This is a genomic window from Cupriavidus sp. UME77 (assembly GCF_014170355.1).
Lineage (GTDB): Bacteria > Pseudomonadota > Gammaproteobacteria > Burkholderiales > Burkholderiaceae > Cupriavidus > Cupriavidus basilensis.
In genome coordinates this window covers 127,274-153,125 of record NZ_LZZU01000032.1, presented here as the reverse complement: position 1 = coordinate 153,125, position 25,852 = coordinate 127,274, and the positions used below count along the sequence as shown (strand labels likewise).

23 protein-coding genes and 1 tRNA gene are annotated in these 25,852 nt (G+C 65.0%); 7 read left to right on the top strand and 17 right to left on the bottom strand.

The window, feature by feature from the left end:
• Positions 1-364 precede the first annotated feature (364 nt).
• The 3 genes from A9975_RS12575 to A9975_RS12565 all read right to left on the bottom strand — a co-directional run bounded on the left by A9975_RS12575 (position 365) and on the right by A9975_RS12565 (position 1,970).
• Entirely contained in the window at positions 365-991 is a 627-nt protein-coding gene (locus A9975_RS12575) for a LysE family translocator (RefSeq protein ID WP_183032957.1), read from the bottom strand.
• Positions 992-1,385: 394 nt separating this feature from the next.
• Positions 1,386-1,461: transfer RNA gene (locus tag A9975_RS12570), tRNA-Met, on the bottom strand.
• Positions 1,462-1,730: 269 nt separating this feature from the next.
• A complete protein-coding gene (locus tag A9975_RS12565; RefSeq protein ID WP_150986120.1) occupies positions 1,731-1,970 on the bottom strand; it encodes a hypothetical protein in 240 nt (79 codons plus the stop codon).
• A 157-nt stretch (positions 1,971-2,127) separates the two neighbouring features.
• Here A9975_RS12565 and A9975_RS12560 point away from each other — a divergent pair, with 157 nt between their 5' ends.
• Both A9975_RS12560 and gltS read left to right on the top strand, forming a co-directional pair.
• The gene (locus tag A9975_RS12560) at positions 2,128-2,934 is read left to right on the top strand and encodes a 5'-3' exonuclease H3TH domain-containing protein (RefSeq protein ID WP_043354389.1); all 807 of its coding nucleotides are present in this window, start codon (positions 2,128-2,130) and stop codon (positions 2,932-2,934) included.
• Positions 2,935-3,081: 147 nt separating this feature from the next.
• Positions 3,082-4,281: a sodium/glutamate symporter gene (gene gltS / locus A9975_RS12555; RefSeq protein ID WP_183032956.1), complete on the top strand. Its 1,200-nt coding sequence runs from the start codon at positions 3,082-3,084 to the stop codon at positions 4,279-4,281.
• Positions 4,282-4,349: 68 nt separating this feature from the next.
• Here gltS and A9975_RS12550 read toward each other — a convergent pair whose 3' ends face one another.
• Positions 4,350-5,525, bottom strand: coding sequence for a serine hydrolase (locus A9975_RS12550; RefSeq protein WP_183032955.1), 1,176 nt, complete (start codon positions 5,523-5,525; stop codon positions 4,350-4,352).
• 148 nt (positions 5,526-5,673) lie between these two features.
• Between A9975_RS12550 and A9975_RS12545 the strand changes: the two genes are divergently transcribed.
• A complete protein-coding gene (locus tag A9975_RS12545; protein ID WP_183032954.1) occupies positions 5,674-6,579 on the top strand; it encodes a LysR family transcriptional regulator in 906 nt (301 codons plus the stop codon).
• Positions 6,580-6,629: 50 nt separating this feature from the next.
• On the opposite strand, the gene A9975_RS12540 is transcribed toward A9975_RS12545, so the two are convergent.
• Positions 6,630-7,499: a LysR substrate-binding domain-containing protein gene (locus tag A9975_RS12540; RefSeq protein ID WP_183032953.1), complete on the bottom strand. Its 870-nt coding sequence runs from the start codon at positions 7,497-7,499 to the stop codon at positions 6,630-6,632.
• 95 nt (positions 7,500-7,594) lie between these two features.
• Here A9975_RS12540 and A9975_RS12535 point away from each other — a divergent pair, with 95 nt between their 5' ends.
• The 4 genes from A9975_RS12535 to A9975_RS12520 all read left to right on the top strand — a co-directional run bounded on the left by A9975_RS12535 (position 7,595) and on the right by A9975_RS12520 (position 13,165).
• Complete coding sequence (locus A9975_RS12535) at positions 7,595-8,476, top strand: CoA ester lyase (RefSeq protein ID WP_183032952.1); 882 nt, start codon at positions 7,595-7,597, stop codon at positions 8,474-8,476.
• 140 nt (positions 8,477-8,616) lie between these two features.
• Entirely contained in the window at positions 8,617-9,573 is a 957-nt protein-coding gene (locus tag A9975_RS12530) for a tripartite tricarboxylate transporter substrate binding protein (protein ID WP_183033152.1), read from the top strand.
• Positions 9,574-9,643: 70 nt separating this feature from the next.
• Complete coding sequence (locus A9975_RS12525; RefSeq protein WP_183032951.1) at positions 9,644-10,837, top strand: CaiB/BaiF CoA-transferase family protein; 1,194 nt, start codon at positions 9,644-9,646, stop codon at positions 10,835-10,837.
• A gap of 204 nt (positions 10,838-11,041) precedes the next feature.
• A complete protein-coding gene (locus tag A9975_RS12520) occupies positions 11,042-13,165 on the top strand; it encodes a TonB-dependent siderophore receptor (RefSeq protein WP_183032950.1) in 2,124 nt (707 codons plus the stop codon).
• Here A9975_RS12520 and A9975_RS12515 read toward each other — a convergent pair.
• The 12 genes from A9975_RS12515 to A9975_RS12465 form a co-directional block, all read right to left on the bottom strand.
• Positions 13,149-14,588, bottom strand: a complete 1,440-nt coding sequence (locus A9975_RS12515) for a PepSY domain-containing protein (RefSeq protein WP_255503177.1) — start codon at positions 14,586-14,588, stop codon at positions 13,149-13,151. The two genes, A9975_RS12520 and A9975_RS12515, sit on opposite strands and share 17 nt — an antisense overlap.
• Positions 14,589-14,599: 11 nt before the next feature.
• Entirely contained in the window at positions 14,600-16,915 is a 2,316-nt protein-coding gene (locus A9975_RS12510; RefSeq protein WP_183032949.1) for a TonB-dependent receptor, read from the bottom strand.
• 84 nt (positions 16,916-16,999) lie between these two features.
• Entirely contained in the window at positions 17,000-17,374 is a 375-nt protein-coding gene (locus A9975_RS12505) for a DUF2946 domain-containing protein (RefSeq protein ID WP_183032948.1), read from the bottom strand.
• A 131-nt stretch (positions 17,375-17,505) separates the two neighbouring features.
• Positions 17,506-18,876: a Fic family protein gene (locus A9975_RS12500; protein WP_183032947.1), complete on the bottom strand. Its 1,371-nt coding sequence runs from the start codon at positions 18,874-18,876 to the stop codon at positions 17,506-17,508.
• 180 nt (positions 18,877-19,056) lie between these two features.
• A complete protein-coding gene (locus A9975_RS12495) occupies positions 19,057-19,299 on the bottom strand; it encodes a hypothetical protein (RefSeq protein WP_183032946.1) in 243 nt (80 codons plus the stop codon).
• A gap of 253 nt (positions 19,300-19,552) precedes the next feature.
• Complete coding sequence (locus A9975_RS12490; RefSeq protein WP_183032945.1) at positions 19,553-20,005, bottom strand: hypothetical protein; 453 nt, start codon at positions 20,003-20,005, stop codon at positions 19,553-19,555.
• A 488-nt stretch (positions 20,006-20,493) separates the two neighbouring features.
• The gene (locus tag A9975_RS12485; protein ID WP_183032944.1) at positions 20,494-21,303 is read right to left on the bottom strand and encodes a YbaY family lipoprotein; all 810 of its coding nucleotides are present in this window, start codon (positions 21,301-21,303) and stop codon (positions 20,494-20,496) included.
• A 77-nt stretch (positions 21,304-21,380) separates the two neighbouring features.
• The gene (locus A9975_RS12480; RefSeq protein ID WP_183032943.1) at positions 21,381-21,974 is read right to left on the bottom strand and encodes a DsbC family protein; all 594 of its coding nucleotides are present in this window, start codon (positions 21,972-21,974) and stop codon (positions 21,381-21,383) included.
• A gap of 38 nt (positions 21,975-22,012) precedes the next feature.
• Positions 22,013-22,546, bottom strand: a complete 534-nt coding sequence (locus tag A9975_RS12475) for a DUF1697 domain-containing protein (protein WP_183032942.1) — start codon at positions 22,544-22,546, stop codon at positions 22,013-22,015.
• A 545-nt stretch (positions 22,547-23,091) separates the two neighbouring features.
• Positions 23,092-23,571 carry a nuclear transport factor 2 family protein gene (locus A9975_RS12470; RefSeq protein ID WP_183032941.1) on the bottom strand — a complete coding sequence of 160 codons (480 nt, stop codon included), beginning with the start codon at positions 23,569-23,571 and terminating at the stop codon, positions 23,092-23,094.
• A 341-nt stretch (positions 23,572-23,912) separates the two neighbouring features.
• Positions 23,913-24,227 carry a DUF3649 domain-containing protein gene (locus A9975_RS37780; RefSeq protein WP_220810715.1) on the bottom strand — a complete coding sequence of 105 codons (315 nt, stop codon included), beginning with the start codon at positions 24,225-24,227 and terminating at the stop codon, positions 23,913-23,915.
• Complete coding sequence (locus tag A9975_RS12465; RefSeq protein ID WP_220810714.1) at positions 24,224-25,849, bottom strand: PepSY domain-containing protein; 1,626 nt, start codon at positions 25,847-25,849, stop codon at positions 24,224-24,226. Before A9975_RS12465 ends, A9975_RS37780 begins: the two co-directional genes overlap by 4 nt.
• Positions 25,850-25,852: the final 3 nt, after the last annotated feature.

Genomic DNA, 25,852 nt, shown 5'->3' with positions numbered 1-25,852 from the left:
GCAGGATCGTGGTGATCTAAACTGGTAACGGCACGAGTCCATTAGCACCCGGGGCCGTACGACGAAACCATTGGGATTCCCAATGACGCCACGGCAGCCTCCTGCAAGGATCGCTTTCTTTTGGTTACTTTTCTTTACGAGTAAAGAAAAGTGACATCTCACACGTTCTAAAACGGCCAGCACCGCACAGCCGCGACAGCAGCTAGAAGCGCTAAAACACTGCCCCACTCACGCTACTCTGTATCAGCAGCTAGAAGCATCAAAACCCCACCCACAAGAGACCCCCGCGTCAGCGGGCTAGAGGCAATACACATCGCACACTCCCCCCACTGAAGCATCAAAACTCCGAACCCCCAGCTCTCCCCTACATCCTCGACGACGCCAGCCGCGCGGCCAGCCCCAGGAACACCACTCCCGCAAACCAGTTCAGCACACGCTGCGCGCGTGCCGAGCGCAGCAGCAGGGCGCCGAACATGGCCGAGCAGTAGGCGATGACGGAAAAGACCAGCAGGGTGGCGATGATGAAGACCACGCCGAGCACCATGATCTGCAGCGCGATATGGCCACGGTCCGGCGCGACGAACTGCGGCAGGAACGCGAGGAAAAAGATCACCACCTTGGGGTTGGTCAGGTTCATCACCACGCCCCGCCGGTACATATGGCCCACGCCAGCCTTGTCGCCGTTGCCCTGGCTCATCGCGCCCACCGGGGCGCGGAACGCCTGCCAGGCAAGATAGGCCAGGTATAGCGCGCCGGCGATCTTGAGCAGCATGAATGCGAGCTTGGACGCGGCGAACAGCGCGGCAAGGCCAAAGGCGACCGCGGCCGTATGCACCAGCAGCCCGGTGCACAGGCCAAGCACCACGACCATGCCCGCGCGGGGCCCTCGCATGGCGGATTGCAGCAGCACAAAGACATTGTCCGGACCCGGCGTCAGTCCAAGCACCACGGCGATGCCGAAGAATGGCAATAGTGTCTCGAGCGGGGGCATGCGCTTCACTCCTTTGCTGCCGCGGATATCGCGTTGTCGGGTGAGGCCCGGTACCGGGCAAGATGGGGCAAGATCGGGTAAGAGGCATCGCCGGAGCATCCGGCGCGCCATCCGAATATTGCCAGCCAGACAGCGTTTTGTGCCAGCCAGACGCTTTGGCCGGCTCCGGCAGGCTTTGGCAGTCCCAGTCAAGCAGTCAAGGGTGCCAGGTCGCCGGACTACCCGAGGCTGCCTCCGGCGCCGGCCGATGGCTTCCCGCAGGCTTGCTTGCTGGCGGACAACCCGCCGGTGGAACTGGCGGTGACGAAGCCGCTGACACGGTCGCTGATCCGCGGTCCTGCCCCGGCAATGCAAAAAGCCCGTGCGGCGTGAACCGTACGGGCTTTTCAGAATCTGGTTGCGGGGGCAGGACTTGAACCTGCGACCTTCGGGTTATGAGCCCGACGAGCTGCCAACTGCTCCACCCCGCGGGCCGAAATATACGCGGGTTGGCGCGTCATGGATAGTCCTGATTGGGATTATTTCCAGAAACGGTCTCGGCGCATTGCCAGAATCAATGCAGTTGCTGCAAGAATGGGCCCGGTATTCGCGCTTTGTCGGGCATCCGCCCGGTGGCCGATCACGTCGTCAAGCCACGTATTCGCCGCACACGCGGCATCAGCGGACACGATTGCCCGTGAGATCGGCGGTGCACATGCACCAGGTCCTCGCGCCGGCCTGGCAGCAACCACCTCCGCTTTTACCCTCCGGCGGCATCCTTCGGCGCTGGAGCCAGGCGGAACTGCGCGGACAAGTCGGCCTCGGCACCAAGCTGGGCGTCGGTCTGCACGACGCCTTTTGCGGCGAGCTTCGTGAGCGTGCGCGCTGCCTGGATCGGGCTGACGCCCGTGGCCTTTGCGACCTGATATGCATCCATCGGGGTGCCCGTCTTTTGCAGGGCGTCGATTACTGCCTGGCGAGTGTCGTGATTGTTGTTCATTTCCGGGCGTAGGTTGAGTCTGCTCAGACTAGACGAGGTGGACCGCCGGCGCAACCCCGCATTCTTGCTGATCCGTCCGCCCGAAAAGGTTGCGCGACGGGCTTCGCACGTCAAAATAGAGGGTCTGACTGCACGCATCGCAAGAATCGCAAGAACAATGAAGCACACCCTACTGCTTATCGACGGCCTGAACATCCTGCGCCGGGTCTACGAAGCCAACCCGGCCGAGGACATTCCGGCCAAGGTCGAAGGCGCCGTACTCTCGGCGCTAGCCTCGTTTCGCCGCGCCCTGACCGAGTGCAAGCCGACGCACGCGCTGGCGGCGTTCGACACCGGCGGCAAGACCTGGCGTCACGCGCTGTATCCCCAGTACCGCCAGCACCGCAAGCCCATGGATCCGGAGCTGGCGGAGGTCCTGCCTGACTTCCGCCTGACGCTGACGGAAGTGCTCGGGCTGCAGACAGCCATGATCGAAGGCTACGAGGCCGACGACATCATCGCCACGGCCTTCTATCGCTGGACCGCGAGCAAGGAGGGGCAGGTGATTCCGGTGAGCACGGACAAGGACGTGCTGCAGCTCATCGCCGACGGCGCCATCGTGCGCAACCACTTTGCCACCGCGAAGAACGGGGAGCCGTCCTGGTTCGATGAACGCTATGTCATGGACAAGTTCGGCGTGGGCAGCCACCAGCTTGCCGACTATCTCGCCTTGCTGGGGGATAGCACGGACGATATCCCCGGTGTCGAGAAGGTCGGGGCGAAGACCGCGGCCAAGCTCTTGCAGCGCTACGGCGACCTGGAGGGCGTGCTTGCCAACGCCGCGGAGGAAAAAGGCGTGGTCGGCAAGAACCTGGCGGAACAGGCGCATCTGGCCCGGCTCTCCCGCCAGTTGCTCTCGTTGAAGACCGATGCCCAGCTTGGCCTGACGTGGAACATGCTGCGGGTGGGAGACACGGCTGAGTAGGGGCACCGAGTAGGGGCGCTGAATAAGGGCGCTGAGTAAGGGCGCTGAGTAAGGGCGCGGCATGGCGGCCCGGGCCGCGTTCAAAAAACATTCAATATCCAGCCGGCGTTCTTCCGGTGCAGACTATGGCTTCCCGGAGGAGGCGAGATGCTACAGCTCAACACATATGAAACCCTGGTGGCGGCCTCGCTGGTCCTGCTGGCCGGCCGCAAGCTGATCGCCATCACGCCGTTCCTGAAAACCTACAGCATCCCCGAGCCAGTGGTCGGCGGCCTGGTGGTGGCGTTTGGCCTCTTTGCCGCGCGCGCGTTCGCGGGGGCGCAGGTGGGGTTCGATCTCACCATGCAGACGCCCTTGATGCTGGCGTTTTTCGCCACGCTGGGGCTCAGTGCCGATCTGGCCAGCCTGCGCCGCGGCGGCAGGAGCATTGCTGTCTTCCTGCTCGTAGTGATCGGGTTGCTCGTGATGCAGAACGCGATCGGCGTCGGCATGGCGACCGTTCTCGGGCTGAAACCGGTGGTCGGGCTGCTGGCGGGGTCGATCACGCTGTCTGGCGGCCATGGCACCGGCGTGGCCTGGGGCCACACGTTCGCCACCCAGTACGGCGTGGCCTCCGCCACGGAACTGGCCATTGCCTGCGCCACGTTCGGGCTCGTGCTCGGCGGTTTGCTGGGCGGCCCTGTCGCACGCGTGCTGCTGCGGCAAATCAAGACGCCGGGCAATGCCGCGCACGACCCCGACCTGCTCAATTTCGAGGAGCCGGCGGCAGTGCGGCTGATCACCGCGTCCGCGCTGATTGAAACGCTGGCCCTGATCCTGGTCTGCCTGACCGCCGGGCAGGCGCTGGCCGCTGCCTTTGCCGATAGCTGGCTCGCCTTGCCAAGCTTCGTCTGGGTCTTGTTCATCGGGGTCATCCTGCGCAACGGCCTGTCGGTGCTCGGCTGGTACAGCGTGTTCGACCGCTCGGTTTCCGTGCTGGGCAACGTCAGCCTGTCGATGTTCCTGGCGATGGCGCTGATGAGCCTGCGGCTGTGGGAGCTGTCCGCGCTGGCCTTGCCCTTGCTGGCGATCCTGCTGGTCCAGGCAGCGGCCATGGCGGCCTACGCCATGTTCGTGACCTTCCGCGTGATGGGACGCAACTACGATGCCGTGGTGCTCGCCGCCGGGCATTGCGGCTTTGGCCTGGGCGCTACGCCGACGGCCATCGCCAACATGCAGGCGATCACCGATCGCTTCGGGCCGTCGCACCTGGCGTTCCTGGTGGTGCCCATGGTCGGCGCGTTTTTCATCGACCTGGCCAATGCCATCGTGATCAAGGCCTACATGCTGCTGCTCGCCGCGCTTTAGCCAATGGCCTGGGTGCCCTGGGTGGCCTGGCTGCCCTGGATAGCGGGCAAGCCAGGCAGCCATATCGCTCATCGCGTTGCCGACTCGTGACCATAGACGGCGTCGCGCAAATCCGTCACGAAGCGGCCGGACATGCCTTCATACAGGGTGTTGGTGAACGCGGCCACGCTCAGGCCCCGGGCGCGGTCGACGAACCACGAGTGTCCGTAGGCGCCGCCCCAGCGCCAGGTCCCGGCCGACTCCGGCGAGCCGGCCGCAGCCGGATCGTGCAGCACCGAGAAGCCCAGGCCGAAGCCGGTGCCTGGCGCATCCGGCGGGCCCCATGCACCGGTCTGGTTGCGGCCCATTTCATCCACCCAGGCAGCGGGCATCAATGGCTCGCCGCCCTGGCGCAGGGCTTCCAGCAAGCGAAGGAAATCGCCGGCGCTGCCAATCATGCCGGCGCCGCCGGAGGGGAAGGCGCTGGTGTCCAGTGCGCGCGCCGGCGCGTAGTGGATGCCGGCCGTGCCGTCCACGACGGGGACCACATCGTGCGCGCGCATGCGGCGCGGCACCGGCGTGTCGTTGACGTAGGCGGTGGCCAGCCGCCCGGCATCGACTGCGGCAAAGCCGGTGTCGCCCATGCCCAGCGGACCCGTGACCAGCGCGTGCACCGCGTCGGCCAGCGGCGCGTCGCAAACGCGTTCGATCACGGCGCCAAGCACGTCCGTGGCCAGCGAATAGCCCCAGGCGGTGCCCGGCTTGTAGAGCAAGGGCACGCTGGCGATGCGGCGCAGGTTCTCCGCAAGGGTGATGCCCGGCTGGTCCATGCCGTCCGAGACGCCGGCGCGGGCATAGGGCCCGTGCTCGTCGGCTTCGAAGAAGCGGTAGCCCAGCCCGGCGGTATGGGTCATCAACTGCCGCACGGTGATGATGGCGGGGCTGCCGTCGGCCAGGCGGGGCGTGAAATCCGGCAGCCAGCGCGTCATGGCCTCGTCGAGCCCCAGGCGGCCCTGCGCCACCAGCACCATCGCTGCGCTCGACACGATGGGCTTGGATACCGACGCCAGGCGGAACAGCGTATCGGTGCGCATGGGCCGGCCGGCCTCGCGGTCGGCCAGGCCCGCGGCGCGGCGGTGGACGACTTCACCGTGGCGGGCAACCAGCACGACGGCACCGACCAGGCGGTGGTCGGCAAGGGCTTGTTCAATCGCCGCATCGACGCGGGCGGACAGGGAGGACTGGGTGGACAGGGGTGACAACATGCGTGTTTTCCTTCGTCGCAAGACAGGGATGGGACAAGCGAACGATAAGAAACATTCGACTCGGGAAAAAGTAGGATAGAGTTCCTGGTTATCCGGACAGATATGTCCGTAATCGAAGAGCAAGGCGCTTGGAATGGCGGGAAAGCCAATGGACAGCCTGAGTGGCTTTACGGTGTTTGTGCAGGTCGCCGAGACCCGCAGCTTCGTGGCCGCCGGCCGCCTGATGGGCGTGTCGGCGTCGGCCGTGGGCAAGAGCGTGGCAAGGCTGGAAGAAAAGCTCGGCACGCGGCTGTTTCACCGCAGCACGCGCAGCATCACGCTGACCGCGGAAGGCGCGCTGTTCCTGGAGCGCAGCCGCCGCATCCTGGCTGAGATCGAGGCGGCGGAGCAGGAGTTGTCGCGCGCCGCGCAAGCGCCGCGCGGGCGCTTGCGCGTCAGCCTGCCGCTGGTGAGTTCGCTGGTGCTGCCGGTGCTGGGCGACTTCATGCGGCAGTACCCGGAGATCGAGCTGGACCTGGATTTCACCGACCGCATGGTGGACGTGATCGAAGAGGGGTTCGATGCCGTGGTGCGCACCGGCGAGCCAAACGACTCCCGCCTATCGGCGCGGCGCCTTGGCGCGTTCCGGATCCTGCTGGTGGCGTCGCCGGCGTATCTCGCGCAGCGTGGGGTGCCCCGGCAGCCTGCGGAGCTGGCCGGGCATGCCTGCCTGCAATACCGCTTCCCTAACAGCGGCAAGCTGGAAGCCTGGCCGCTGCGCCGCGCAGCCGCCGATCCGGAATTGACCCTGCCCACCTCGATGATCTGCAACAACATCGAGACCCGCGTGAGCTTTGCGCTGCAGGGCCTCGGCATCGCCTGCCTGCCGGACTTTGCCATCCGCGAGGCGCTGGCCGACGGCCGGTTGCGCACCGTGCTGGACGACTACGTGGACCGTAGCGGCACCTTCCGCGTGCTGTGGCCAGCCAGCCGGCACCCGTCGCCCAAATTGCGCGTGTTCATCGACTTCCTGGGCGAACGGGTGTTTCCGGGCGGCGCGGATCATGCCGTTTGAGCCTCTCCGGATCGGCGCCAGATCGGTGCCGGATTGGCGCCAGTAAGCGCTCAGGCCGCAGCCTGCCGCGCGTGCCGCAGCAATGAGAGGATCAGCGGCGTGCGGGGTGACGCGCGTTGCCACAAGATGCCGAACCGGCGCGGCTCGGTCGCCTCGGGCAGCGTCAGCTTGGCGATGCGCAGGCCTGCCGTCAGCGGCGATGCGATGTCGGGCACGAGAGACACACCCAGGCCCCGGTCGACCATCATGGCGATCGCCACCAGCGAGCTGAGCTCGAACCGCTCGTGCGCGGCGATGCCGGCCTGCCGCAGGTACCGGTCGGCCTGCTTGCCGCCGCCCACGCTGCGGTCGTAGCGGATCAGCGGCTCGGTGCGCAGCAGGTCGTGCGGATCACGCCGGGCCAGCCGGGCGGGCGCCAGCACGACCAGGGGTTCCTCGCGCAGCAGTTCCCACACGATGGTCTTGGGCAGCGCGAAGGGCGGGTGCAGGCAGACGGCCGCATCCAGCTCCGCGTTTTTCACGGCGTCGTACAGCGCCGCCGATTTGTCCGACTGGATAAACACGGAGACACCCGGATGTTCCGCGGCGAACCCGGCGAGCGTTTCCGGCAGCAGGCTGTGCAGCGCGGTGTTGATCGTGCCCAGGCGCAGTTCGCGCGGTGCCTGCGCCTCATTCACCCAATCGCGCAATTGGTTGAAGTCCCGCAGCAGGGTGCGGGCGCGTTCGGCCAGCCGTGCGCCTGACTCGGTCGGCGCCACGGTGCGGCCGGCCCGGCCCAGCAGGGCGGTGCCCAGCTCCCGCTCCAGGACGTGGATCTGCTGCGCGATGGCGGCGGGCGTCACGTTGAGCCGCCGGGCGGCCTGCGCGAGGGAGCCGGTATCCACGACGACCAGGAACGCGTTGAGGTAGGCTGTCTCCATACATTTTCTATCGATTAAAGAAAGAGATACATAGTTTATCTTTGTTCTGGCGTGACCCACACTGGCGCACTCCAAAGCCATCGGTTCACGTTGCCATGAGAAGCAAACTGTTCGTCCCCGGCTCCCGTCCGGAATTGTTCGACAAGGCCTTGGCCAGTGCCGCGGACGGGCTCTCGTTCGACCTCGAGGACGCGGTGGCGCAGGAGCGCAAGCCGCAAGCGCGCGAGGCACTGCGCGCGCTGCTGCGCTCGGGCCAGGCCCGCGCCAGCGGCAAGACGCTGATCGTCCGGGTCAACGCGCTGGACACCCCTCACTTTGCGGCCGACGTGGCCGCAGTGGTGCAGCCCGGCCTGGACCTGATCAACCTGCCCAAGCCCGAGAGCGCCGACGACGTGCGCCGCGCTGCCGCCGCCATCGAGCAGGCGGAACGGGTCAACGGGTTTGCGCATGGCGTGGACAGCCCGGTCCGCCTGCTGCTCAACATTGAAACGCCCAAGGCGCTGCGCCTGGCCGGCGAACTGGCCGCGGCCCACCCGCGCGTAGCTGGCTTGCAGCTTGGCCTGGGCGACCTGTTCGAGCCGCTGGGCATCGCCAGGCGCGAAAGTGCGGCGATCCAGCAAGCCATGTACGCGGTGCGCATGGCAGCCGGCGAGGCCGGCGTGTTCGCCTACGACACGGTGTTTGCCAACATCAAGGATGAAGCCGGCTTCCGCGCCGAGGCCGAGCTGTCGCGCCGCATGGGCTTTCTTGGCAAGAGCTGCATCCATCCCAGCCAGGTCCCGCTGGCAAACCAGGCCTTCCGTCCGAGCGATGAGGAGATCGGCCATGCGGCGCGGGTACTGGAGGCCGCGCGCGATGCCGAGGCCAGGGGCGTGGGCGCCTACGTGGTGGACGGAAAGATGATCGACCCGCCGTTCGTGAAGCGGGCGCAAGCCATCGTGGCTACCGCCAGGCGCCTTGGACTGCTGCCTGCCTGACGCCACCGGAGTCCGCTGGCGGGATCAGGCTGCGTCGCATGGGGCAAACAAAAAAAACAGAAGGAGACATCTTGAAAACACCATCCGTATCCGTATCCGTATCCGTATCCGTAACCGCATTCATAGCCTTGTCCCGTAGCGTGGCCCTGGCCGCCACGGCTATTGCCGGCCTGGTATCCGGCGCGGCGTTCGCGCAGGGCGGCTATCCAGGCAAGCCCATCACCATCGTCGTGCCCTATCCGCCGGGCGGCTCCAACGACATCTTCGCGCGCATCGTCGCCAGGGAGATCGGCGAGGAGCTCAAGCAAGCCGTGGTCATCGACAACCGGCCCGGCGCCAGCGGCAATACCGGCACGGGCATCGTGGCCAAAGCCGCCCCGGACGGGTACACGCTGGTCGCGGTGTCGTCCAGCATGACGACCAATGCCGCGGTGCAGGCCAAGCTGCCGTTCGATGCGGTCAAGAGCTTCGTGCCGGTGGCGATGTTTGCGCAAGGGCCGTTCATCGTCGCGGTCAACAATGCGTTTCCCGCCAGGACGCCGCAGGAACTGATCGCGGCGATCCGCGCCAGGCCGGGCAAGTACAACTACGCCTCAAGCGGGCCGGGCAGTGTCAACCAGTTTGGCACCGAGCTGCTCAAGGCCAGGGCCGGGAACCTGTTCATCACGCATATCCCGTATCGCGGCATGGGGCCCGCCGTGACCGACCTGATCGGCGACCAGACACAACTGCTGATCTCCAGCGGCCCCTCGCTGCTGCCGATGGTGCGCGCCGGCAAGGTGCGCGCGGTTGGCATCACCAGCCTCAAGCCGAGCCCGATCGCGCCGGATCTCACGCCCATGTCCAGCGCGGTGCCAGGCTATGAGTTCGAACTCTGGTGGGGCCTGCTGGCGCCGGCCGGCACGCCGCCGGCGATCGTCAGCCAGCTCAACGCCGCCGTCAACACCATCTTGTCCAAGCCCGAGATCAAAGCGGCCTTCCTGAAGGAGGGCGCCGAAGCCAGGCCCGTCACGCCGGCCCAGTTCGCCGCCATCATCGGGCAGGACGTGGAACGGTGGAAGACGCTCGCCAAGCGCCAGAACATCGTCGTGGACTGATGCCAGCCCGCCTTGCTTCTCTTGCGTTCACTGCCACTACTGCCTCTATTGCCTGTTTCCGGAGATCTCCATGCGTTCCCCCTCTGATGACCGCGCCGCGCCGCTGAGCGAGCGCACCGGCAAGCCAGGCCCGCTGTCCGGCCTGCGCGTGCTGGACCTGAGCGCCTACATAGCTGGCCCCTATGGTTGCTCGCTGCTGGCCGACCAGGGTGCCGAGGTCATCAAGATCGAGCCGCCCGCCGGCGACAACCTGCGCAAATATCCTTCCTCGCTGGAGGCCGAGAGCCGCGCCTTCCTGGGCGTCAACCGCAGCAAGCTGGGCGTGGTGCTCGACCTCAAGCAAGCCGACGACCTGCAGCGGCTGATGGCGCTGGTGCGCACCGCCGACGTGCTGGTGCACAACTTCCGGCCCACCGTGCCGCCCAGGCTGGGCATCGCTTACGAACAGCTCAAGCTGGTCAACCCGCGCCTGATCTATTGCGCCGTGACCGGCTATGGGGAAGACGGCCCGCTCAAGGACAAGGCCGGCTACGACCAGGTCTTGCAGACCATGACCGGCATGTGCACGCTGCAGGGCAAGCAGGGCGGTGCGCCAGAGATTCTCTATGGCTCGGTCGTCGACTACTACGGCTCGGCGCTGGTTGCCGGCGGCGTCGCGTCCGCACTCTACGAGCGTGAGAAAAGCGGCGAAGGCCAGTACGTCGGCATCTCACTCTTGCGCGCGGCGCTGACCATGCAATCGGCCCGCATGGTCTGGGCGGACAACGAACCCAGGGAGGTTGGCCGCGACATGCGCTCCGGCGGCATCACCGGCATCCATCCGACCAAGGAAGGCTATCTCTACATCTCCGCCAACACGCCGCATTTCTGGGCCGCGCTTTGCGAGAAAACCGGCCTGGCGGAACTCGCCACCGAGCGCTACGACAGCGTGCGCAAGCGCGCGCAGCATCAGGATGAGATCGTCCCCATGCTGCACCGCGCGCTGGCAGACCGCACTGCGCTGGAATGGGAGGCGCACTTCGGCGAAGCGGTGCCCTGCGCTGCCGCGCGCTCCGTGGAGGACATGTTCGACTTCCCGCAGGTGCAGGCGGAAGGCATGGTGACCACGTTCGAGCATCCCACCGTGGGCCGGTATCGCGGCTTTAGCCGTGCCATCAAGTTCGGGCGCACGCCGGGGCCGGAACCGTTCGCGGCGCCGGTGCTGGACCAGCATGGGCAGAGGGTAAAGGCGGAGGCGGACCGGTTGGTGAGCGAGGGGATGTAGCCGGTCTCGCCGGGCGTCGATTCATTGGCAAGCCCGTGGCAAATGGTCGCTGCATGGATGGCGCGACCGCGCATTGCGCCCAATGCGTCGCATTGCCGCATTCCTTTGATGTCAGGCCGCTGGGTAGACTTCCGCGCCTCTAGCGCCACTCGCACGAGTGGCGCTCCGAGCCGACAACTCTCCGGACTCAGCGCGCCTCCATTCATGCTCCCCACCTCGCTTCGACATCATTGCTTTGCACTCGCCGCCGCGACCGCCGGCTTTCCCGCCTACGCTGAGGACGCTCTTCGCGAAGCGCCCGACCTTGCCCCGGTGACTGTCTCCGCCGCGCCGGAGTCCGCGTTGCGCGGGCAGGTATCCACGGGCTCCAATCTCGGACTGACGCCCATGCAGACCCCGGCCAGCGTCGACGTCATCCCGCGCGAGCAGCTGGAAGAACGCGGCGACGCATCGCTCGTGGACGCCATCACCCGGGCGCCCGGGCTGTCCGGCCTCGGCCACCCCGGCAACGGCGGCGCTGCATTGTCGGCGCGCGGCTTCACGGGCTCGACTTCGGTGATGCAGCTCTATGACGGGATTCGCCAGTATGGCGGCATCGGCATCACGTTCCCCTTCGATACCTGGTCCGTCGAGCGCATCGAGGTGCTGCGCGGCCCGGCTTCGGTGATCTACGGGGAGGGCGCCATCGGCGGCGTGGTCAACGTGGTGCCCAAGAAGCCAGCGCGCGGCCCGGTCGAGAATGAAATCCAGGCCGCGCTGGGCACGGAGAATACGCAGCGGCTGGCGTTCGGCAGCGGCGGCGCCATCAACGACAAGCTCGCCTACCGGCTTGATGTGAGCGGCAACCGGTCCGACGGATCCGTCGATCTCGGCGACTCCCGGAACCTGTCGCTGTCCGGTGCCATCCAGTGGGACGCCACGCCGGACCTGAGCCTGAAGCTCAGCTATGCCAAAGGCTGGCAGGAGCCGCAGCGCTACTTCGGCGTGCCGCTGGTCAACGGGCAGCAAGACGCCGCGCTGCGGAGCAAGAACTACAACGTTGGCGATAGCCTGCTCAAGTTCGATGACCAGTGGACGGAACTCGCCGCGCAGTGGACACCGAATGCCGATGCCACGGTGCGCTCGCGCCTTTACTACATCGACAGCAAGCGGCACTGGCGCAATGCCGAGTACTACAACTACGTGCCGGCCACGGGGCTGGTCAGCCGCTCGTCCTATACGGAGATCCTGCACGACCAGTGGCAGGTCGGCAATACCACCGATGCCACATTCCGGCACCATCTGTTTGGCATGAAGAACAGCGTGTCGGTGGGTTTCGACGTCAACCGGGCATCGTTCACGCACACCAATAATTCGCCATACTCGGGCACGTCGGCGGTGGATCCCTATGTGTTCGATCGGGGTACGTTCATCAACGTGGCGGGCACCACGCCACGCTATCGCAACGAGGCGACGCAATACGCGCTGTTTGCCGAGGATCGCCTTGAGGTGACGCCGCGCTGGTCCGTGCTGGGCGGGTTGCGCTATGACCGCGCCGACCTGTCGCGCCGTGACCTCGTGGCCGGTCAGGCCGCCTTCGACAAGACGTTTTCCAATGTTGGCTGGCGTGCCGGCACGGTCTACAACCTGACGGCGGATCTCGCCGTGTACGCGCAGTACGCGCAAGCGGCCGATCCGGTTAGCGCCTTGCTGATGCTGACGCCGGCCAACAGCAACTTCGACGTCTCCACCGGCCGCCAGGTCGAAGTCGGCGTCAAGCAGGGCTTCTGGCAGGGCAAGGGCGAGCTGACGCTGGCCGCCTATCGGATCGTCAAGAAGAACCTGGTCACGCGTGACGTTGCCAATCCTTCGGCCAGCGTGCAGGTGGGGCAGCAGTCGTCGAAGGGGCTGGAAGCCACCTTCGGGCTAGCGTTTCTCTCCGGCTGGCGCGTGGATGCCAATGCCGCGTTGCTGCAGGCGCGCTATGACGATTTCACGGAGTCCGTGGGCGGCGCGGCGGTTTCCCGTAGTGGCAATGTGCCCACGGACGTGCCCGAGCGGCTGGCCAACGTCTGGGTGACGTGGCGCTTCCTCCCGGCATGGACTGCCGGCGCCGGCCAGCGCTATGTGGGCCGGCGCTTTGCCGACCGTGCCAACACGCTCGAGATGCCGGCATATACGACCACCGACCTGTCGCTCCAATGGCGCGCGCGCCGGGACACGACGCTGGCGCTGCGCGGGTTCAATGTCTTCGACAAGCACTATGTCACCACCGCCTACTACAACGCTACGCAATGGCTGCAAGGATCTGGCCGGCGGGTCGAGCTGAGCGTCAACTACCGCTTCTGAGCGGACTGGCGGCGCCTGGCGCGGCCGGCAGCACGGCGGCCGACCGTGCGAACCAGCGATCCAGCAGCCAGACCATCACCAGCGTGGCGCCCATCATGGGGAACACCGCGCCCAGCAGACCCAGGCCGATCACCCACGCCCGCATGGGCGGGAGCGTGCGCGGGAAAGACGGCGCGGCCAGGGCGCGCGCGGGCCGGCGCTTTAGCCACATCACGAGGCCCGTCACGGCGAGCATCATCAGGCCCAGCGAGATCACCGTGCACGCAATCTGGTTGGCCAATCCGAAGTAGCGGCCCATGTGCAGGGACGTGCCGTAGGAGATGGCCTGCGCCACCGCGCCGTAGTCGCCGTAGCGAATGTCCTTGAGCACCTTGCCGGTGTACTGATCGATATGCAGCGTGCGTTCCACCTTGGGATCCGCGGGGAAATAGGAGGCGGTGAACACGCCGGTGGCGGACTTCGGCAGCACGAGCTGGTAGCCGCTCGACACACCGTTCTCGGCGACGATCGCCACCGCCCGGTCCAGGCTGATCGTGGCGGCGCCCATCGCCGGCGGCTTGCCGGACGGAACCTTGGCCATGCCGACAGCCCAGGGGACCGCCGCGAGGGGAAGCGCATCCATGCTGGCCGCGCCCGGCGTCGACCGGACCCCTGCGTCGCCCCATGCGCCGGCCGGGTTGCCCAGCCGCGCCGCGGTCGCGATCGCCTTGAATTGCTTGCCCCACGATGCGGTCCACGGCAAGCCGGACAACACGAACGCCACGGCGCCGATGGCCATCCAGGCGCCGATGACCAGGTGGACTTCCTTCCACCAGCCGCGCCCGCCGGCGGCCTTGCCGATCACGAAGGCCTTGCCGCCTTTGTCGCGCAGCCGCGGCCACCACATCGCGACGCCCGTGGCAATCATCACCAGCGACCAGCATGCCGCCAGCTCCATCAGCAGCTCCCCGGTCTTGCCCAGCAGCAGCGCGCGATGCAGCATGCGCACCTGCTTCATCAGCCGGTCCTCCACGCTCAGGCTGCCGAGAAAATTGCCGGTGTATGGGTCCAGGTACAGGCTTTCGCTCTTGCCCGACGGCAGCCGAAAGACAAACTCGGCGCTGGCGCGCGGGGACGAATCGACGGTGTACGTCGTCGCGACGGCGCCTTCCGGCGCCTGGGCCCAAGCCCGGTCCAGCAAGGACTGGGCGGGAAGCTTCGCGCCCACAGGCTCCACGCGCAGCAATTGCGGATAGAGCAGCGATTCGATCTGCGGCTGGAAGCAGTAGATCGTGCCGGTGATCGCCAGGACGACCAGGAAGGGCGCGACGAAGAGCCCGGCGTAGAAGTGCCAGCGCCAGAGCATGCGATAAGACGCCGCTGCTGCCGGCGAGGGCTGGGTGGCTTGCGCGCCCATGGGCGGCCGTTCGAGAGGCTGGGACATGGTGGGATCTGTCAAAGGGTGTATTTCAGGCTCAGATAGAACGTGCGCTGTGGGAAGGGGTGGTACAGGAAGTATTTGTGATTGTTCAGGTTGTCCACGCCCAGCGCACCGCTCCAATGCTTGTCCAGCTGGTAGTGCACGCGCGCATCCATCACGAAGAAGCTCTCGAAACCCTGGTAGGTCGCAGGGTTGGTGTCGGTGTTGTCGACCGTCGCGTATACGCGGCTGCTATAGCGCGCGGCCAGCGTGTAAGCCCATTTGTTGTCAGGCCGATAGGTTGCCGCCACCGTGCCGCGCCACGTGGGCACGTAGGGCACGCGCTTGCCGACCGCCGTCGCGCCAGGGGTGGTCGGCACGTAGCTGTCGTCCGAGAGAATCCGGGAGTTGACATAGGTGACGTTGCCCGAGAGCGTCAGGCCGTTGATCAGCACATTGTCTTGCTGGCCGGCCAGCTCGAGCCCCAGTTGCCGTGTCTTGCCCACGTTTTGCGTGAAGGAGACGGGCGTGGCGAACCCGGCAATTGTCGAGGTCTGGGAGATCAGCGCGTTCTTGACGTACTCGCTGAAGGCGGAAACGCGCAGTTTGCCCTCGCTGGTGTGGCGCTCGATGGCAAGCTCGCCCGACAGGACGCTCTCGGGTTGCAGGAACGGATTGGCCTGGGTGAACGTCGTTCCGGTCTGCACGCTCTGGTAGAGCTCGCCGACCGTCGGGAAGCGAAGCGCCTTGCCGAACGAGCCGGTCACCGACCACAGCTGGCTGGCCTCCCATGTCAGCGAGGCCTTGGGGGAGAAGCCGGATTTGTCGAGGCTGGGCTGCTGGATCGGCACCCCCACGCCGTTGCTGCCAATGGCGTAGTTGAACCCGTCATAGGCGCGCCACATTTCATAGCGGCCGCCCAGCGTTGCCTGCAGGCTCGGTGTCATGCGCCAAACGTCCTGCAGCCAGAGCGCGCCGGTCTGTGTCTTGCCCTGCGAGGTGCTGAACAGGGCGCCATTGCCGCCGGATACCCAGTTGGTGGTGCTGTAGGTCGGGCTGCTTAGCTTGAACTGGTCGTAGTGGGCGCCAAAGCTGACGATGTTCGCGCCCGCGATGCCCTGCGGCCGCCAGATGCCCTTGACGTCGAAGGTGGACCAGCCGGAGCCGCTCATGTCGGTGGTCCGGCCTGGCCCACCCGTCAGCGCCGCCGGATAGAGCCCGGTGGACAAGCGGCTCGAATCCTGCAGATAGTAGAAATTACTGACAATGGCCTCCCAGTCGAACAGCCCTTGCGTCCGGGTCCCGACTTTCAGGCTCTGCATCAGGTGTTCCTGATCGACGTTGTTGCTGGAAAACTGGCCCGCGATGGTGCTGGCGCTGTACGCGAACCCACCGATATTGACGTTGCCGCCTGGCGCGCCATAGAAGGGCGACCCGGAAGTCGTGCTCAGGTAGGTCTGCGCGCTCGCCTTCGAACTGTTCTGCCAATAGCCCAGCGTGTAGACCGCGCTCAACGTCGGCGTGAAATCGTAGCCCAGCTTGACGGTGGCGTTGTCCTGCAGCGTATGGATGAAATTACCCGCGCCGATTACCTGGATGGCGCCGCCGGTCCGGTTGCGGTCGGCGTACGCGCCGGTGATGACCGGCAGGCCGGCGCCGGCGGCGGCGGTCGACTGGCCGACGGTGGCGAAGGTGAGCGGCTGGCTGAAGCTGTTGAGGTGGTTCGCGCTGAACCACCACGAGAACTTTCCGGTGCGGTCGCCCAGCGTGGCGCTGACCTGCTGCGCCGGCTCGTTCTGGTCGGTGCCGTATTTGCTGAACTGCTGGATGGCGCCCGTGACTTCCAGGCTGCCCTCGAGCGTCTTCGGCATCCGCGTGGTGATCTCGGTCACGGCACCATAGGAGTTGCCCGGATACGCCGCGGCGAACGGGCCATACATGACGTCGACCCGGTCGATCGATTGCGGCGTCACCATGAACCACTGCGGGGAGCCGTTGCCATTGTTGTTATTGATCAGGGTCGACAGCAGGACCCCGTCGGCATAGATCAGGCTGCGCGCGCTGGCGTTGATGCCGGTGGTGCGGGTCGCCATCGGGGACTGGGTGTCGCCGATAAAGCGCTTGCGCACCAGCACGTCGGGCAGGTATTTCAGGGTATCTTCCGCGCCCATCACGTTGATGGCCTGCGCGGCTTGTTCGCCGGTGATGCTCGCGGTGGTCTGCGGCAACTGGTTCTTCTCGGCAAACGAGCGAGTCTCGGTCACCTGGACCGCCGGCAGGCTCTGTTCGTCGGCGGCCTCGGCCAGCGTGCCGATGGTGCCAAGGATGACTAGGGGCAGCAGCGTGCGCATGATTGGGTCTACCTCAAATCGTTGTCCGGCGTCCGCGCGCAGGTGCGTGCGGACGCCACGATCACGCCAAAGGGCGTGCGTTGCTTACAGACTGGATTGAGGCAGGGCCGGAGGGTCCCTGGGGCGCCCTGAAGGAAAGGCCCCGAGTGGCGTGAAGCGGGTGACCAGCACGTGCGACGTGGCGACCACCAGCAGCGGGATCGCCGACAGCGCCGCAGGCGCAAGGGTAGGCAAAGGCATATGATCCGCCAGCAGATCGCAATAGCCGCAGGCGTTCAGCGAGCTCCCCGGCATGTCATGTGGCGCATCCCCCGGGTGGGCGGCCGAGCAGATGACGGCTTCGGGATCGCTGGCTTGGGCCGCGGCCACGAACTGGCTGACTGCCGGCGCAAGCACGATGAGCCACATGGCGATCAGGCCAAGCCATGCGGTCAAGCGGATGCGGCGGATAAGCGTCATTGTTATATGCGAGCGGGCGCGGCGCAGTCTACCCCAGCCAAGGCGAGGTGCGATCAGGCAGGCTGCGCGTCATTTTGACACAGGCAAGGACAGGGATATGGGCGTCATGCTGCGAAATCGTACGGTTCCGCTCATCGAGCTGGTCCCGCTGAATGTGCCGTTTGCCAGGCGGCGAACTCGGACGGCCGCAGACCGTACCGGGCCAGCACACCCTCGTGTAGCCGCCGGAGTTCCTCCACGATCAGCGCTTGTACATTGCTGCGCTCGGCTTGCGGCACATTGGCCATGACGGCCAGGTGAATCAGCGAGAGCGCATCCTGGCCGGGATGGGTTACCACTTCGCGAACGGTCTGCTTGATCAGTCCACGCCAGGCCAGGCGTGCCGGGTCCGGTTCCGCCAGGGCTTGCTTGATGGCCAGGTACTCTTGCGTCGATCGTTCGTAGGACCAGACATAGAGATCGCGCAGCAATTCCACGCGCGTCATTTCATACAAGCCGAGGATGGCTCGGCTGTAAGCATGGTCGGGCACATCAAGGAAGGTAAGCGGACACAGGTTTGCGCGAAAGAGCGGCAAATTGGCAGCCAGCCGCGAGGTCCGCTTGTTGATGTCCGCGAACGGTTGCAGGTAAGGCAGGTGCACCATCACGAAGAAGGACTGCTCGAAAGGGTCGGTAATGCGATTCGCTTTGTCTAGCAGGTTATCCAGTGCCTCGTCGAGCTGCTGAGGCGCCGATAGCGGCCGATACACGCTTTTGCCGATGTCCACGGCATGTTGCCGGATCCGGCCTTCATCGGTCGGGTTGGGTAACAGGTTCTCCGACAAGGCGCTATGCAGGTTCATCAGCATGTAGCGATCGAATCTGGCCGTCCCGATGTTCTCCACCAACAACTCGATGGCGGTCTTGTGGTTGAGGATCATCTGGGTTTCGATGGCCGCCTTGCCTTGCGCAGCCTTGCCGTGCTCGATCAACTCAAGGGTATCGAGCCGGGAATAGGTATTCCCCTCCAGATGGCTCGACGCCCAAGACAGGTCGATCAGCAGCCGGCTCAGGATGGCCCGGCTGTATGTGCCCGCGGGCGCGTCTGCCTGTGCGGTCTTGCCCATCTTGTGCAGCTGGCGGCGCAGTGATTCCGACAGGTACCAGGTGACGTTGGGTTGGTAGGTGTCAAGAAAATCGTGCTGGTAACCCACTGGCTTGCGCGCCTGCGGCGGTTGATCGATGTATGCCAGGATGTCCCGGCTGTCCGCTGACAGCGGGATGAAGTCGGGGAAGCGATCTTGCTCGATGGCCGATGCGGCTGGCACTGCGGATCCCACCGCAAGGTAGCGGCGGGCGCGGCCTTCGCCTGCCGGACCGATGATGCCCGCAGCGACCCATTGGCTTAGCCAGCGTTGCGCGGTTCGGCGTGCCACTAAGGGGTGGGCCGCCAGTAATTCCGCCAGAGTCAGTCCGGCCGGGGTGGCTTGAATGCTCTTCAGTATTTCCTGGTCTGCGGGCATGGGAGATTGGGCGGTTGGTTCAGTCTGTGGCGCGATTGTGGCGCGATTTATCCGATCGCGCCACTTCGATGGCGCGATTGTGGCGCGATTCTGGTGTGAAGACCGAAACCGCGCCACCATGCGGATCTGGACCATTCTGGCGCTCAACGGCAAAAAAGCTGTGTCAATATGACGTGTAAATCATTTTTCTAGTGAGCCCGCGTAGCAGATATGCAGCTTTCCGAACAGCAGGTCCTGGCGCTCGCGCCAGACAGCGGTGCCGCCAGCAAGCAATTGCTGGGCCGAAGCGATCCAGAAGCAGGACGTGAGCCTGTGGGCCGCGAAACAAGGGTTAGTGACGAATCGAGCAGAGTAGGGCGCGGCCGACTTGGTGATCCGTCGGGGCGAGTCGGGTCGGCGAATCGAAGTGCGGGGAATTTCCATGTTCGGCGGTGCCGATCCCACATTCCTTGCGTGGGTCGCCCAGTAGGACGAGGGAAGGGTGCCCGGCCGGAGCTGCGTGCGCCACAAAACCTGGCTCGAAAGCGGCCAATTCCCCGTGTTGCGGTTCGAGGAACTATGCTCTTTCCTCAGCTATTGCTGGAGTGGAGGGTGTCGGCAGACGCAGTCTCGGCGGCCGCCCTGGTTTCGATCAATCCGGCGCGCATTTCTCTCAATCAAATCCTGTTCTTTCCCCTCACGGAGTCAGGCACATCCGCGCAAACTCTCTGCAATCGTCGTTCGCGGCGGGATGCCGCAGCACCGCGTCAAGCGCATCCAGGAAGGCCGCAACGGTTGGGCCGCCTTGCTCCTCGCGCTCAGCTTCATCCATGCGCATCATGCGGTCCAGGAACCCCACCACCTGCGTGCTCGGCTGCCGCTCTAGTGACTCCAGCAACTGCGCTGCATAGGTGCCGACGGGCTGGCGCTCAATCAGCGAACCGAAGGGGCCAGGACCACCATAATCCAGCTCGGGGTACTTTTCGATCAGGGCCAATATGCGTGCCAGGACTTCTTGATAGTCTTGGCTTTCTAGCGCATCCAGGTGTTCGTAGATGCGATCGATCACAATCCATTTGTCGCCCTGTGCTCGAGCCTCTGCGGCCGCCTTGTCGAGGTTGGAAAAAATCGAATCGGAATCTGGATTCATGGTCACGCTCCGGAGTAATAGTTAATGGGTAACAGGTCGGAAAGCAGGTCAGAAAAACTGATTTGAGTGAGGCCTGAGCGCTACCGCCCACCGCGGCAATCCGTCGATCCGGTTGACGGGGATGAGTGGTGCGACCCAGCACGTGGCGTGGTGGCACGCGACGGAAACTGCACTTTACCCGTGCCCTGTGTGGCTTGTCTGCAAAAAGTGGCGCTTTCTTGATGGTTCTCGGCGGGGGCAACCAGTGGCTAGCGCGCTGGCCGCGCGGCCAGTCCCAGGCGCTGCGCGACCGCCAACAGGCGCCGGTCGCGCAGCGCGCCCAGCACCAGATGATGCGAATTGACGCGCATCATGGCTTGCGGTCAGGCCTGTATCCGCTGCGAGGCGGGCGCAGTCACCTGCGCCCAAGCCAGGCCTGGACTTCAGCGTGGGTCTTGCATGACAACACTCAAGCGAGCAGATGCCCCCTTGGATGGACAGCCTCTCTTCTACCGCAGCGCTACAGCCTCGAAGCTCGCCACCACGGCATTGTCGGCGCCGAGCAGGTCGAGCTGGCGGCCCGCGATGCGATAGCGCCGTACCGTTTCCAGTGCGTGCAGGAACTGCGTTTCCTGGGCCATGCCCTGCGCGCAGGCCATCATGGTGCCTGCCAGGCCTTTGAAGCGAAGCTGGTCGCCATCGGCTTCATAGCCGCCCATCAGGCTGTTACAGCCGCCATTGCCTGACAGCCGCGCTTCGTTCGTGGCGAGGATCAGGTGCGGTTCGCGCTGGCGCTCCGCCACGCTGACCGGCGCATTGCCCAGCCGCGTGAGCTTCCAGTAGGTCCCGCGCAACGGGCTGTCAGGCACCTGTGCAGCTGGCTTTTCCGACGGCTTCTCCTTGCCCCTGGAAGCCGATACCAGCTGCAACTGCAGCGGCGCGTTGTTGCCGTCCAGCGCCGGGACATGCGTGTCAGTGGTGAACAGCAACCGGCCATGCTGCCGGATCACCGCCCGCACGGCGTAGCGATGGCCAGGCTCGATCGCCTGGTCCTGGTAGGCAACCCCGAAATGGAAGGGCGGCTGGCCCGCCGGATCCAGCGTCGACCGGCCGATAACCAGGGCTGGCGCGCCGGCGCGCGACACATCTTGCAGCGTGACTTCGAACACGGCATCGGGAGGCAGCGCGATACGCTCGCGATAGGTTGCCGTGCCCGTCACGATACCGGCCAGCGCGGGTAACGCCAGGGTGGCAGCGAATGCGGCAAGGGTTTGGCGTACGGGGTGCTTCCACATGGTCTTGTCCGTTCTCAGGTTCATTGGGTGGACTCGTGAAGTCTTCATGCCATCACGCCATCACGATCAGGCAGTTTGCAGGGTCGGGAAACAACGGCTGACTATATGCCAAGCCGCTCTTTGAGTGCATCGGTAGTCAGCGCCCCCGAGAACGTCAACATCTCGCCCCCAGGGCCCTGATAAACGGCAAATGGCACGCTGTCCAGATTCAAGCGCAGAAAGTACTCGGTGTTGGCCTTGACCTGGCTCACGGCGTTTTCCGGGGGCTGTGCGGCGGAGACCTCAAGCCCACCCTTGCGCGCATCGAGCAAGGCTTCATGATTGTCCATTTCCCTGACGGCGTTCTGGCTACCGAGCAGGTAGGCGCTCTGCAGCGCGGATTTTTCCGGGGTCAGCAGCCCGACCGGGATCCAGATGAAGTGCGCTGACGACAGCAGTGGCTTCGCCGCCTTCCAGAGCTCACCGCAATGGGGGCACTGCGGATCAAAGAAGATATAGATCTTCCTGGCGCTGAGCACATTGCCGGCATTGAAACCGTGCGTGTTACTTGCCACGGACTCGATCGACAGCGTAGCAGCAGGCTGCTGGGCGACGCTGGACGGCGCGGGATTCGCATCGACCTTGGCTTTCTCTCCGCAACCATAAATCTGGACGATGAGCGCTGCGCAGATCGGCAGCAGTAGTGTTCTTTTCATATGGAGATCGTTTTAAGGAGGATTCAGCAAGAAAGCCGTCAGCCGACAGCACCGAGCGCAATGAGCTTTGAGATCGTATTGAAATTACGCGTCGTCGCGGCCACCTTGAGCTTTCTTTCGATGAAATTATTGTTGGCCTTCAGGTCGCTGTATTTCGTGGCGCACAACACGTACGCCATGTCACCGACCACCTGTACCTGGTCTGGCGCATGTCCAAGCGCATGGAACGCTTCCAGCAACGCATCTTCAGGCCCGGCTGACAGCAGCGTGAAATAGAGCTTGGCGGGATCGGCGCCCTTGAACGGGTTGTTCTCCATCGCCTCGTTGAAGTACGGTGCCGACCTTGCCAGGACTTTGATATCGCCGCCAAACCGTTCCTTGATGACATCGTGAACCAGGTCCTCGATGGTGGACTGGTTCAGGTTCGTCGATGCAATGACGTTGCCACTCTGGATGTAGGTTCTCACGTTGGCGAGCCCCGCTTCTTCCAGCGCAGCGCGCAGCGGTGCCATGAGCACCTTGTTCTTTCCGGTCGGCGTCAGGCCGCGCAACAGAATGATTTTTGTCTTCATGGTCCTGCCGCATCGTGAAAGCAGCTTGGCTGCCAAACGCCAAGTATAGACTGCGGCGTTCCCATGCGAGCGGTATCACGCTCCCGGTGGGATTGTGAACCGTGGGCATCGTGTAGACGATGCGCACCCGGCCTGCATGTTTGCGGCAAACCGCGTCGAGCGCGTCCGGCATGATGCCGTCGATCGGAACGTCGACCAGGGGGGGATGCCCAGCAGTTTTGCGGCGCTCTTGAAACCGGGGTAGGTCAGGGATTACACCGCAACCAGATCGCGCCGCGTGACAAGGCTTGCGCGAATGACGCTCAGGGTGTGCTGGCTGCCGCCACAGACCATTGTTGTGGCGACCGTTTTGCTCGCGCTGTCGATGGTGCTGCGCTCGTCTATCGGGAGATATCGGACGATCTAGAGGTCATTTCAAAAAGATCCTGGCGTCATTGCGCGGCCTTGGCCGTACCAGTCGTACTGTCTGCGGCCGCGCGCCTGGCCAGAACCGCTTCGCTTCATCTTGAAACTGCTTCTTGGTCCGGCTTCCCAACGGCAGCCCGTTATTTCGGAATCACCTGCGCATGGTGAGAAACCAATAACCACCGGCTTCCATTTTTTTCAAAGATATTCGTAAAGAAGGTCTGGAACTTCAGCGCATCGCCGCCGGCCCTGGGTTGGAGCACGGCGCTCTCGGTGCCGATGACCCATGCCAGTTTTCCGTCGGTCTGGACTTGATCGATCGATGCAGGCGACACCGCCATCTCGGAGAAGGCATCAAAGGCGGCTGGCCAGTACCCGGATACGGCATCCGCGTATCCGACGGCTATGGTTTTGCTTCGGGGCCCGATATTGACAACATAGGGTTTGTTAGCCCACAGGGCCGCCATTGCCTTGGTGTCCCTCGCGGAGAGGGCGGCATAGAAAGCCTGGTTGGCGGCCTTGATCGCTTCGATGCCGGAGGACTGTTGTGCGCTTGCGCCCGCAGCGTGCAGACCGGCGACCGATGTTGCGGCGAGAACCAGAACGTTGCGGCGATTCATCGCGATTCCTTTACTGATCCGGGAACATGGTTCCTCGTGCGGAAATCCTCGCGGCGTCGCGCGGGGCATGAAACGTCGGGACCTAACGTTCCGGCTTCAGACGTCGGACTGTGTCCCTGAATATAGGTGAAAAAAGCGAGGGTGTCAGGATGTCTTGCCGTAGACGTGGCTTCGCAACTGAACGCGCGGGAGCGCGGAAAAAAACATTCTGATTGCGATGGCCTTGCCAACGTAGCATCGCCGTGGCGAAGGTCCAATACGCCCGAAGCCCGGCAACGTGCCGGCGGCAGCAAATTGCCCGGCGCGCAATATGCCGGTATGCCGACATCGGGCCGCACCGCTCATGCTGCGCCCCGCAAGTCGATGAACACCACCCCGAACACGGCAGCCCCGATGACCAGCCCGGCCCACGCTCGCATGGCGCTGCGCGTGCTGAACACCCAGATCGCCACCGCCGTGTAAAACGCAAAGGCGAGCAGCGTGGCCACGAGCACGCTGGCCGCGCGTGAAACGCCGGCGAAAACCGGCAGCGCCAGCGCCAGCACAGCCGCGAACAACGAGGCCAGCGCGTAGCCGCCGACCGTCGCTGCCAGCACCCGGCAGGCGACCATCCAGCGGTAGCGCGCCGATACGGCCTGGGTGGGCTTGCTGCTCATGTCTTCACCGGCCGCGAGGAAGCCGGCGTGGCCTTTGCCGGCGTTGCCCGCCCCGACCAGCCGCGCCGGACTTGCCAGGCCGCAAATGCGAGCACAAGGCCAAAGCCGATCACCGTCAGTTCCACGCCCGCACGCTCCCAGTCCTCCCGCGAGACGTAGGTCCAGGCCTGCTGCGCGGTGCTCAGCGCGTTGAGCAATGGCAAGCCGAGGCAGAGCAGCGCGCCTGCCGACAATTGCGTCAACCAAGCCCGGACTGGCGGCTGGACCATGGCGTGCAGCAGCGTTGCCAGCCAGGCGTAAAAGAAGATACGGATTTCCCACGCGGCGCGGTCTGGCAGGTCGGCGGGGATCAACCGGTTGCCGTACAGGTAGGCGATGCAGGCAATGCAGAGGCCAGCCATGGCCGCGACGTTCAATGTCTCGATGCCGCAATAGACGCGTGCGGTGAAGGCGCCGAACTCATGCTCGCTCTTCTTGCGTCTCTTGACGGTGAAGAGGAGGGTGCCAGTGGCCATCATGGCCGTACCAGACAGGCCGCTGAAGAAATACAGCCACTTCATCGTCCAGCCACCGAAGCCCACCAGGTGCAACTGCTCCATGACGCGGTGAATGTCCTTCGCCGAGTGCGCATCGGCCGGATCGGGCCGCTTTACGTCGAGCACGGCGCCGGTGACGCCATCAAAGGTGACGCTGCTGGCCTCGTTGAGAATGCGGCGGGAGGTTCCGGTGTCGGGCGTGCGCCCCAGGATCTTGATCACCATGCTCGTGTCTGCGGGGCGTTCGACCATGAGCCGGCTCGCTGGGCTGCCCGTTAGTGCCCGCGCCTGCCGCAGCAAAGGTGCCAGGTCGTGCATTGCGGCAGCCTTTCCCGTGCGGGGGCGCAGCAACGGCGTTTCGGGCGACAACTCGCCCTGGAATCGGCTGAACGCATTGTCATCCGATCCGAAGACCGCATGCAGCGGCAATGGCACGTAGCTCGTGTAGAAGATGGCGAGGCCGGTGTAGACGATCATGAACAGGAAGGGCAGCGCCAGCACGGCCGTCGCGTTGTGCGCATCGAGCCACGAGCGCTGCCCCTTGCCGGGACGGAAGGTGAAGAAGTCCTGGAAGATGCGCTTGTGCACGACAACGCCCGATACGAGCGCCACCAGCATGCCCATTGCCATCGCGCCGACCACCCAGAAGCCGGCCAGGCCGGCTTCCAGCGAATAGTGGAAGGCCATGAAATGCCGGCCGCCTTCCGTTTGCCGTCCCCAGGGCGCTGGCAGCAGCGTGCCGGTGCGCGGGTCCATCGCGGCTTGCCGAATGGCGGGCGATCTGCTCCCGGCTTGCCACAGATGGATCGCGTCGCCTTCGTGCCGGGGCATATCCATGCCCCAGAGGCTGGCATCCGGCGCGGTCGCGGCAAGGTAGCGCGCCGCGCGCTGGAGCACCTCGGCTTGCGTGAGCACGATCGCTTCCGGGCTGGCGGGCAATGCCGGCTGCGCCTGCATCCAGCGCGTAATCGGCTCGCGAAACACACTCAGCGTGCCGGTCAGGAATATGGCGCAGAGCAGCCAGCCGCAGGCCAGGCCGCACCAGGTATGAAGCCATGCCATGCGCTGGCGAAAACTGTCTTTCATGTC

Excerpts from the sequence above, each read along its gene's own strand:
- A9975_RS12575 (WP_183032957.1), bottom strand. The coding sequence starts at position 991 with ATGCCCCCGCTCGAGACACTATTGCCATTCTTCGGCATCGCCGTGGTG.
- A9975_RS12565 (WP_150986120.1), bottom strand. The coding sequence starts at position 1,970 with ATGAACAACAATCACGACACTCGCCAGGCAGTAATCGACGCCCTGCAA.
- A9975_RS12560 (WP_043354389.1), top strand. The coding sequence starts at position 2,128 with ATGAAGCACACCCTACTGCTTATCGACGGCCTGAACATCCTGCGCCGG.
- gltS (WP_183032956.1), top strand. The coding sequence starts at position 3,082 with ATGCTACAGCTCAACACATATGAAACCCTGGTGGCGGCCTCGCTGGTC.
- A9975_RS12550 (WP_183032955.1), bottom strand. The coding sequence starts at position 5,525 with ATGTTGTCACCCCTGTCCACCCAGTCCTCCCTGTCCGCCCGCGTCGAT.
- A9975_RS12545 (WP_183032954.1), top strand. The coding sequence starts at position 5,674 with ATGGACAGCCTGAGTGGCTTTACGGTGTTTGTGCAGGTCGCCGAGACC.
- A9975_RS12540 (WP_183032953.1), bottom strand. The coding sequence starts at position 7,499 with ATGGAGACAGCCTACCTCAACGCGTTCCTGGTCGTCGTGGATACCGGC.
- A9975_RS12535 (WP_183032952.1), top strand. The coding sequence starts at position 7,595 with ATGAGAAGCAAACTGTTCGTCCCCGGCTCCCGTCCGGAATTGTTCGAC.
- A9975_RS12525 (WP_183032951.1), top strand. The coding sequence starts at position 9,644 with ATGCGTTCCCCCTCTGATGACCGCGCCGCGCCGCTGAGCGAGCGCACC.
- A9975_RS12520 (WP_183032950.1), top strand. The coding sequence starts at position 11,042 with ATGCTCCCCACCTCGCTTCGACATCATTGCTTTGCACTCGCCGCCGCG.
- A9975_RS12515 (WP_255503177.1), bottom strand. The coding sequence starts at position 14,588 with ATGTCCCAGCCTCTCGAACGGCCGCCCATGGGCGCGCAAGCCACCCAG.
- A9975_RS12510 (WP_183032949.1), bottom strand. The coding sequence starts at position 16,915 with ATGCGCACGCTGCTGCCCCTAGTCATCCTTGGCACCATCGGCACGCTG.
- A9975_RS12505 (WP_183032948.1), bottom strand. The coding sequence starts at position 17,374 with ATGACGCTTATCCGCCGCATCCGCTTGACCGCATGGCTTGGCCTGATC.
- A9975_RS12500 (WP_183032947.1), bottom strand. The coding sequence starts at position 18,876 with ATGCCCGCAGACCAGGAAATACTGAAGAGCATTCAAGCCACCCCGGCC.
- A9975_RS12495 (WP_183032946.1), bottom strand. The coding sequence starts at position 19,299 with ATGGAAATTCCCCGCACTTCGATTCGCCGACCCGACTCGCCCCGACGG.
- A9975_RS12490 (WP_183032945.1), bottom strand. The coding sequence starts at position 20,005 with ATGAATCCAGATTCCGATTCGATTTTTTCCAACCTCGACAAGGCGGCC.
- A9975_RS12485 (WP_183032944.1), bottom strand. The coding sequence starts at position 21,303 with ATGAACCTGAGAACGGACAAGACCATGTGGAAGCACCCCGTACGCCAA.
- A9975_RS12480 (WP_183032943.1), bottom strand. The coding sequence starts at position 21,974 with ATGAAAAGAACACTACTGCTGCCGATCTGCGCAGCGCTCATCGTCCAG.
- A9975_RS12475 (WP_183032942.1), bottom strand. The coding sequence starts at position 22,546 with ATGAAGACAAAAATCATTCTGTTGCGCGGCCTGACGCCGACCGGAAAG.
- A9975_RS12470 (WP_183032941.1), bottom strand. The coding sequence starts at position 23,571 with ATGAATCGCCGCAACGTTCTGGTTCTCGCCGCAACATCGGTCGCCGGT.
- A9975_RS37780 (WP_220810715.1), bottom strand. The coding sequence starts at position 24,227 with ATGAGCAGCAAGCCCACCCAGGCCGTATCGGCGCGCTACCGCTGGATG.
- A9975_RS12465 (WP_220810714.1), bottom strand. The coding sequence starts at position 25,849 with ATGAAAGACAGTTTTCGCCAGCGCATGGCATGGCTTCATACCTGGTGC.